Here is a 6,804-nt window from a genome sequence, read left to right as displayed (position 1 = left end):
CAGAGATTGTCCCGGTCAATTCTGATGGCTACGCGGCGGCCCGCTCCAAGCTGGTGACTGGCTGAGCTTCCATTGGCGCGGCGTTGCTGTGCGTAGCAGTGTCGACGTCGTCGCCTGTGCTGGATCGTGGACGTTGCCGTGAGGGTTGCCGTCAAGCGAAAGCGTCAATCGATGGCCGTCGCTCAATGAGCCGAGCGGGTGCAGCGCGCCTTCGGCGTCGGCACCTCGCGCAGCGTCTCCTATCCGGCTGCGCCGTCGTTCGCCGCCGCGCTGCTGGATCGGGCGGTGATCCCCACCATTCCGGCGCCCGGCCGGGCCAGCGGTACGACTGGACGCCGGAGCGGCGCCGGCCGATCGCGGCCGGGGACCGGTTGACCGTGGTGGCCCGGCGGGCCGGGCTGAACGCCCTGATCCGCCAGGCCGCCCCACCCGAGCCCTCGCCCGAAGTGCCGGAATCCCGCGAGCCGGCAGAGTAGGCCGCTACTTGTTCATCAGCTTCAGCATCTGTTGGATCTCGCCCTGCCGGGAGGCTCGCACCCGCTCGCTGAAGGCCTTGGTGTCGGCGTTCTTACCGCCGTCCTTGACGAGGTTGGCCAGTTCCATCGCGTTGTGCTGATGGGCCAGGAAGAGGCTCAGGAACGTGCTGTCGAACTCCGCGTCCTTGACCGTCGTCAACGCCGCGATCTCGGCCGGGCCGGTGCCGGGCAGCCCACCATGATCGGCGTGCAGGTTGGGTGCGGTGTCGACCTCCGTGGGTTTGCCCCAGTCTTCGAGCCAACCCTCGATCATCGTCAGTTCGTCCTGCTCGGTGGCCTGCACCGCGCGGGCCAGCGTCTGCAACTCGGGGTCCTGCGCCCGGTCGGCCGCGGTGGCGGTCATCTGTAGGCCCTGCCGCTGGTGATGGACGAACATCTGGAGGAACATCACGTCGGTGTCGTTGTAGTCCTGGCTCGCCTTGATCTCGGCGACCGTCTCGGAGCCCGTCGTCTTGCCGGCGGCCGGGCGGGACTCTGCGTCGGGCGTGCTGCACGCGCCGAGCAGGAACGGCGCGAGCAGGGCCGCAGCTATCAGCCGGCGCCTCACAGCGGTAGCCACAACGCGAGGGTGTAGATGGAGGGCTCCCAGCTGTGCAGCGAGGTGTGGCCCTGCCGGCACTGGTAGCGCTTGCCTTCGTAGGTAACCACGTCGCCGGTCCGGTAGCTGACTCCGGCTGCCCAGGCGGCACCCTCGGCGGCCGGTGGCGGATCTGCGGCGGGCGGCGCGGCCGGCGGGGCCGCGGCCGGTGGTGCGGCGGCGGGCGGGGCTGCCGGCGGGGCGGCCGGCGGTGCCGCGGGCGGGGCGGCGGGCGGTGCTGCCGGCGGAGCTGCGGCGGGCGGGGCGCCGCCGCCGCTGACGTTCAGGTCGACGCAGTTGTAGAAGGCCATCGGGGTGTCGCCGATGTTCCAGACCGCGAGCAGCCGCTGCCGACCCGGGAACTTGCTCAGGTTGATCGTGTGGGACACGGTCGCGTCCGGCTGGGCGTTCCCACCGTCGAAGGTGGCGATCCGGGTGCCGTCGATGAAGTACTGCCAGTCGGCGGTCCGGTGCCGGGCGGTAAGCACCCAGGTGAAGGTCACCGAGCTGCCCACGTTCCGGGCCGGCCAGTTGCGGGACTCGTCGGAGAGCACCGACCACTGCGCGACTCCGCCGTCGCAGCGCTGGGAGCCCTTCGGCGCCTCGACACTCTGCGGCTCGAACTGGATCGGGCCGCAGTCCCGGACCGTGCCGGCGGCGCAGAGCGCCTGCCTGCTCGGCGGGTTGGACACGTATCCGTGGGCCTGGGCGGGGGACGGCACCGCCAGGCTCGTGGCGACCAGGCCGAGGGTGGCAAGTGGATAGGTGATCTTTCTGCGCATGGGGACTCCGGGCGACTCGATCCAGCGGTGATGGCGAGACGCTAAGCCGGAGTTCCATAAAGGAGCCTTAACGAACCCCAAAAGGATCATGAAACCCGGCGACGGCCGCTCCTGGGCTGCTCCGGAACAGCATCGGCGGGCCGAAGCAGGATGCCGACCCGGGCACCGCCGAGCGGACCGCGGCTGACCACCAGCTGGCCGCCGACGGTCTCCGCGCACCGGCGCACGATGTCCAGGCCGAGTCCGGTAGAGCCAGCCTCGCTCACGCCCCGCTGCACCGCCCTGCTCGGATCGGCGATGCCCGGCCCGGCGTCGTCCACCAACAGCCCGTCGGGCGAGATGCTGACCCGGAAGGCGGTGCCGTCCGGGGTGTGCGAGAAGACGTTGCCGAGCATCGCGTCCACCACCAGGATCAGCTCGCTGCGCGGCATCGGCAGGACCACCGGTACGTCGCCGCCCGCCACCTCCCACGGGCGCTCCTGGTCCTCGGCCAGCACCGACCAGAAAGCCAGCCGGTCGGCCAGCACCTCCACCAGGTCGGCGCTCTGGTCGCGCTGCCCATCGGTGCCGCGCCGGACGCCGCGGATGATCGCCTCCAACTCCTCGTCGAGCAGGTCACAGGCCTGCCGCATGCGATCGCCGATCGGGCCCGGGGGCATCGCCTCGGCGTCGAGGCGCAGTGCGGTAAGCGGCGTACGTAACCGGTGGGAGAGGTCGGCGGAGAGTTCGCGTTCCCGGTCCATCAGGCGTCGCAGGTCGTCGGCCATGGTGTTGAACGAGCGGGCGGCATCCTGGAGCTCACGCGGGCCCTTCGGCTCGACCCGGGCGGTCAGGTCGCCGCCGCCGAGCCGACGGGCCGAACCGGAGAGTTCCCGGGTGGCCCGTACGAGCCGGCTGCCGAGCCGGTCGGCGAGGAGCGTCGAGCCCGCGACCAGCACGATCGCCAGTGCACCGAGCACGATCCAGGCGGTCCGTACGCCGCGCCGCAACTCCGCCTCCGGCACGTACACCTCGACGATCACGGTGCGGCCGTCGGCGAGCACGGTGGGCTGGAGGTACGCCACCCCGTCGCCCGCCGGGGCCAGCGTCGGCCGGCGGTCCCGGGCGGCGGCCTGCACCTGGGCGCCGGTGACGTACGTGGTCCCGACCGGCACGAGGTCCGGCAGGTGTACGGCGAGCCGACCCGCACTGCCTGCGGTGGTGCTCGCCACCGCGTTGGTCAGCAGGGTCGGGTCGGCGTCCATGCCCAGCACGGTGACAAGCGAGGTGGCCTGCTGGCGGGCGTCGCTTACCGCCCGGTCCTCGGCGATCTGACCGGTCGCCACGGCGAGCGGCACGAGGAAGGCGAGCGCCACCATCGAGGTGATGGCGAGGGCCAACCGGTTCAGCGCCCACCTCATCGGGGGTCGACCATCATCACGCCGACGCCGCGTACGGTGCGCAGGAACCGGGGTTTCGCGGCCGTCTCCCCGAGCTTGCGGCGTAGCCAGGAGATGTGCACGTCGATTGTCTGTTCCTCGCCGATCCGGGCCTGGTGCCAGACCTCGGTCATCAGCTCACGGCGGCTGACCACCTGGCCGACCCGCTCGGCAAGGTACGCGAGCACGTCGAACTCGCGCCGGGTCAGTTGTAACGGCCGCCCGGCCAACTCGGCGAGGCGTTGCCGGGGACGGATCGTCAGCTCGCCCACTGTGATTACTTTGGCGGCCTCGTTCGTGGCGGGCCGGGCCCGCCGGAGCACCGCGTCGATCCGGGCCAGGATGTGCCCGCCGGAGAAGGGTTTGGTCACGTAGTCGTCGGCACCGGCACTGAGCAGGCTGATGATGTCGGTCTCGGAGCGGCGCGCGGTCGCCACGATCACCGGCACGTCGGAGACCGAGCGCATCATCCGCAGCGCGTCGGCACCGTCGATGTCCGGCAGGCCGAGATCGAGGATGACCAGGTCCGGCCGCTCCTCGGTGGCGATCTTCAGCGCCTCGGCGGCGCGGCCCGCTGGCCGTACAACGTGACCGGCCTCGGTCAGCGCGCGGGTGAGGGCAGCCGCGATGTTGCGGTCGTCCTCGACCAACAGGATCATCGCCATGGCGTACACCATATGGGTGAGAGAGACCGATCTCTCTGAATGAGACGATGTCCCGGTGCCGTTCTCCCGGTGGACACCGATCGTGGGGTGGTGCATCGCCACCGCGTCGAGCATCATGCTCGCGTCGATGGCGATCCTGCCCGTGCTGCGTACGCCTGCTGTGCCGGACATCCCGCTGAGCCAACTGCCGTCGGCGTCGGCGTCCAGCCTTCCGGCGCCGCTGCCCTCGTCGACGGCCGAGCCGGTGCCGGCGACGACCCGGCCGAGTCCACGCCCGACCACCTCGGCGACACCTGAAGCAGAAACGACTGCGACAAGCAGCCGACCGACGCCGAGACCGGCGCGGACCACCGCGCCGACCAGCACCGTCGAGGACGGCTGGACGGTGACCACTGGCGCCGACGGGGTTCGCAGCTACGTCCGCTCGTTCCGGGTCGAGGGCGGCCAGGCGGTGATCCGGATGACCGCCGCGGGCGTGGTGGAGCTGGTCACGGCCACCCCGGCGGACGGGTACGCGGTGCAGAAGGTGCAGAACTCACCGGAGAACATGGCCGTCTACTTCAACGAGCCGAACCACAGCTTCATCATCCATGCGCTGTGGTGGGACGACCGTCCCTTCGTGCAGGTAAGTGAGGTCGGCGGGTAACCCGGCGGGACCGGTCCGGGTGGGTCAGCGGCGGGCGGGGCGCAGCGCGTACCAGGCGGCACCGAGCGCGAGCACACCGAAGCCGGCAAGCACGTTGGCCAGCGGCAGGCTGACCGCGAGCAGCACGCAGCCGATCAGCCCGGCCACCGCGAGCGACTGCACCGGCAACCGGCGCTCCCGGTCCCGGCCGAGGGTCAGCGCCGCCGCGTTTGTGATCGCGTAGTAGACCAGCACCGTGACGCTGGAGAAGCCGATCGCCCCGCGTACGTCGGCCAGGGCGACCACCAGGATCACCACGGCGGCCACCGCCAGTTCGGCGCGGTGCGGCACCCGGTGGCGGGGGTGCACGGCGGCCAGCGGGCGGGGCAGGTCGTGGCGGCGGGCCATCGCCAGCGTGGTGCGGCCGACCCCGGCGAGCAGGGAGAGCAGCACCCCGGTCACCGCGACGGTCGCCCCCGCCCGGACCACCCACTCCAGGCCGGGCAGCCCGGCCGCGCGCACCACGTCGGCCAGGGGCGCGGCGGAGGCGGCCAGCCGGTCGGCACCGAGCACGCCGACGGCGACAAACGCCAGCGTCAGGTAGATCGCCAGTACGATGCCGAGCGCCAGCGGGATCGCCCGGGGGATGGTGCGTTTCGGGTCGCGCACCTCCTCGCCGAGGGTGGCCACCCGGGCGTACCCGGCGAAGGCGAAGAAGAGCAGGCCGGCGGCGGTGAGCACGCCCCGACCGACGGACTCGGACCCGGCCAGCCGGTCCAGCTGGACGTGCCCGGCGCCGGTCAGCGCGATCAGGGCGAGCACGGCGAGCACCAGGACCACCAGGACCCGGGTCGCGGCGGCGGTCTTGCCGATGCCGCGCAGGTTCACCGCGGTCACCGCCAGCACCGCCAGCACCGCGACCACCCGGGCCTGCCCCGGCCAGAGGTACGCCCCGATGGTAAGCGCCATCGCCGCGCAACTGGCCGTCTTGCCGACCACGAAGCCCCAGCCGGCGAGGAAGCCGGCGAACGGGTTGAGTCGCTCCCGGCCGTACACGTAGCTGCCGCCGGACTCGGGGTAGCGGGCCGCCAGCCGGGCCGAGCTTGTCGCGTTGCAATAGGCGACGAAACCGGCCACCGCCACCGCGACAAGCAACCCGGTCCCGCCGGCCGCCGCCGCGGCCGGGGCGAAGACCACGAAGATGCCCGCGCCGAGCATCGACCCCAGACCGATGACCACCGCATCCGGTACGCCCAACCGGCGGGCGAGTTGATCCACGGGTGGCAGCCTAGGTGGGCGGGGAGGATGACCGCGACCATCCTCCGGTTGTCGGACTTCCAAGTTAGTGTGGAAGTCGTGTCGGCAGTCTATGAAGAGCTTCCGTTCAGCGAGTTCCTGCATCGCCCCGCAGCCGCAGCCGAGCGGCTCGGTCAGGTGCGGGCCCTTCGGCTGCGTCGTCGGGGCGCAGACGACCTGGCCCTGACCTCCGCCGACCAGATGGAACGGGACGCGGTGGTCATCGACTTCACTGCGCGGCTGCTGGCCGGCCTGGTCCGGTCGGAGTCGACCGACGTCGTTCATCGGGTGCTCGGTGAGGCGCTGCCCTGGGTGGCCTTCCTCCCCCCGGAGGACGTGACGGAACTGCTGCGTGAACTGGTCGCGGTCGCCCAGGGGGCGGCCTCGTTGGAGAATCTGTCGCCGGTCGCTGTCCTGTTGGCGCAGTGGCGACACACCGCCGAGATCTACGCGGACCCGGTGTTGTGGGAGCGGGTGACCCGCGAACCGGCGGGCGATCTTGGACCGGTGCCGGCACCGGGTTCGGACCGGTGAGTCCCAAACGAGGCGACCGCGCGGCACCACCGGCGCTACCGGGCGAATTCGACCTGCGCTTCGCGGACTCGGCGGCCGCCGACGGCTGGGAACACCTCGTTCGGCAGGCGCCAGGCAATCTACGGCGCGCCTTTGAAACCTTGCGGCGGGACCCGCGCTCGCGTACCTCGCCGGAGCGGCAGCACCGCCTCAAGGGGTCACTCGCCTCGGCCAGTTGGAAGGGGCAGGAATTGGAGCGTTGGCAGTACGAGGTGACCAGCGGAGGCCGGATCTGGTACCTCATAGATGACGAGCGCCGTACGGTCTGGCTCACGTACGTCGGTACCGGCCACCCCCGAGAGACGGAGTGACCTCCGACGGCCAATCGCGGG

Annotated in this window: 8 protein-coding genes and 1 pseudogene; 4 read left to right on the top strand and 5 right to left on the bottom strand. The window is 71.5% G+C overall.

All coding sequences use genetic code 11. From position 1 onward, the window contains the following. Positions 1-189: 189 nt before the first annotated feature. Positions 190-476 (top strand): annotated as a pseudogene (locus tag AC507J_RS15255) (TrkA family potassium uptake protein); the annotation flags it as partial. A 4-nt stretch (positions 477-480) separates the two neighbouring features. Here AC507J_RS15255 and AC507J_RS15250 read toward each other — a convergent pair. From AC507J_RS15250 to AC507J_RS15235, 4 genes are all read right to left on the bottom strand, one after another. Next, complete coding sequence (locus AC507J_RS15250; protein WP_496289804.1) at positions 481-1,095, bottom strand: DUF305 domain-containing protein; 615 nt, start codon at positions 1,093-1,095, stop codon at positions 481-483. Beyond that, entirely contained in the window at positions 1,080-1,895 is an 816-nt protein-coding gene (locus AC507J_RS15245) for a lytic polysaccharide monooxygenase (protein ID WP_496289803.1), read from the bottom strand. Before AC507J_RS15245 ends, AC507J_RS15250 begins: the two co-directional genes overlap by 16 nt. Before the next feature lie 86 nt (positions 1,896-1,981). Next, on the bottom strand, positions 1,982-3,295 hold the full coding sequence (locus AC507J_RS15240) for a sensor histidine kinase (protein ID WP_496289802.1): 1,314 nt from the start codon (positions 3,293-3,295) through the stop codon (positions 1,982-1,984). Continuing rightward, a complete protein-coding gene (locus AC507J_RS15235) occupies positions 3,292-3,978 on the bottom strand; it encodes a response regulator transcription factor (protein ID WP_496289818.1) in 687 nt (228 codons plus the stop codon). The genes AC507J_RS15240 and AC507J_RS15235 overlap by 4 nt, the downstream gene beginning before the upstream one ends. Positions 3,979-4,363: 385 nt before the next feature. Between AC507J_RS15235 and AC507J_RS15230 the strand changes: the two genes are divergently transcribed. After that, positions 4,364-4,624: a hypothetical protein gene (locus AC507J_RS15230; RefSeq protein WP_496289801.1), complete on the top strand. Its 261-nt coding sequence runs from the start codon at positions 4,364-4,366 to the stop codon at positions 4,622-4,624. Positions 4,625-4,648: 24 nt separating this feature from the next. Here the strand turns inward: AC507J_RS15230 and AC507J_RS15225 are convergent, their stop codons facing one another. Then, positions 4,649-5,881, bottom strand: a complete 1,233-nt coding sequence (locus AC507J_RS15225; protein ID WP_496289800.1) for an APC family permease — start codon at positions 5,879-5,881, stop codon at positions 4,649-4,651. Positions 5,882-5,959: 78 nt separating this feature from the next. Between AC507J_RS15225 and AC507J_RS15220 the strand changes: the two genes are divergently transcribed. Together AC507J_RS15220 and AC507J_RS15215 are read left to right on the top strand one after the other, a co-directional pair. Further along, positions 5,960-6,433, top strand: coding sequence for a hypothetical protein (locus AC507J_RS15220; RefSeq protein ID WP_496289799.1), 474 nt, complete (start codon positions 5,960-5,962; stop codon positions 6,431-6,433). Continuing rightward, positions 6,430-6,783 carry a hypothetical protein gene (locus AC507J_RS15215; RefSeq protein ID WP_496289798.1) on the top strand — a complete coding sequence of 118 codons (354 nt, stop codon included), beginning with the start codon at positions 6,430-6,432 and terminating at the stop codon, positions 6,781-6,783. The genes AC507J_RS15220 and AC507J_RS15215 overlap by 4 nt, the downstream gene beginning before the upstream one ends. Positions 6,784-6,804: the final 21 nt, after the last annotated feature.

The sequence above is a fragment of the Micromonospora sp. PRAS1 genome, assembly GCF_059553435.1.
Note: the sequence above shows the minus strand (reverse complement) of the source record. Positions and strands in the feature narration are given on the sequence as shown.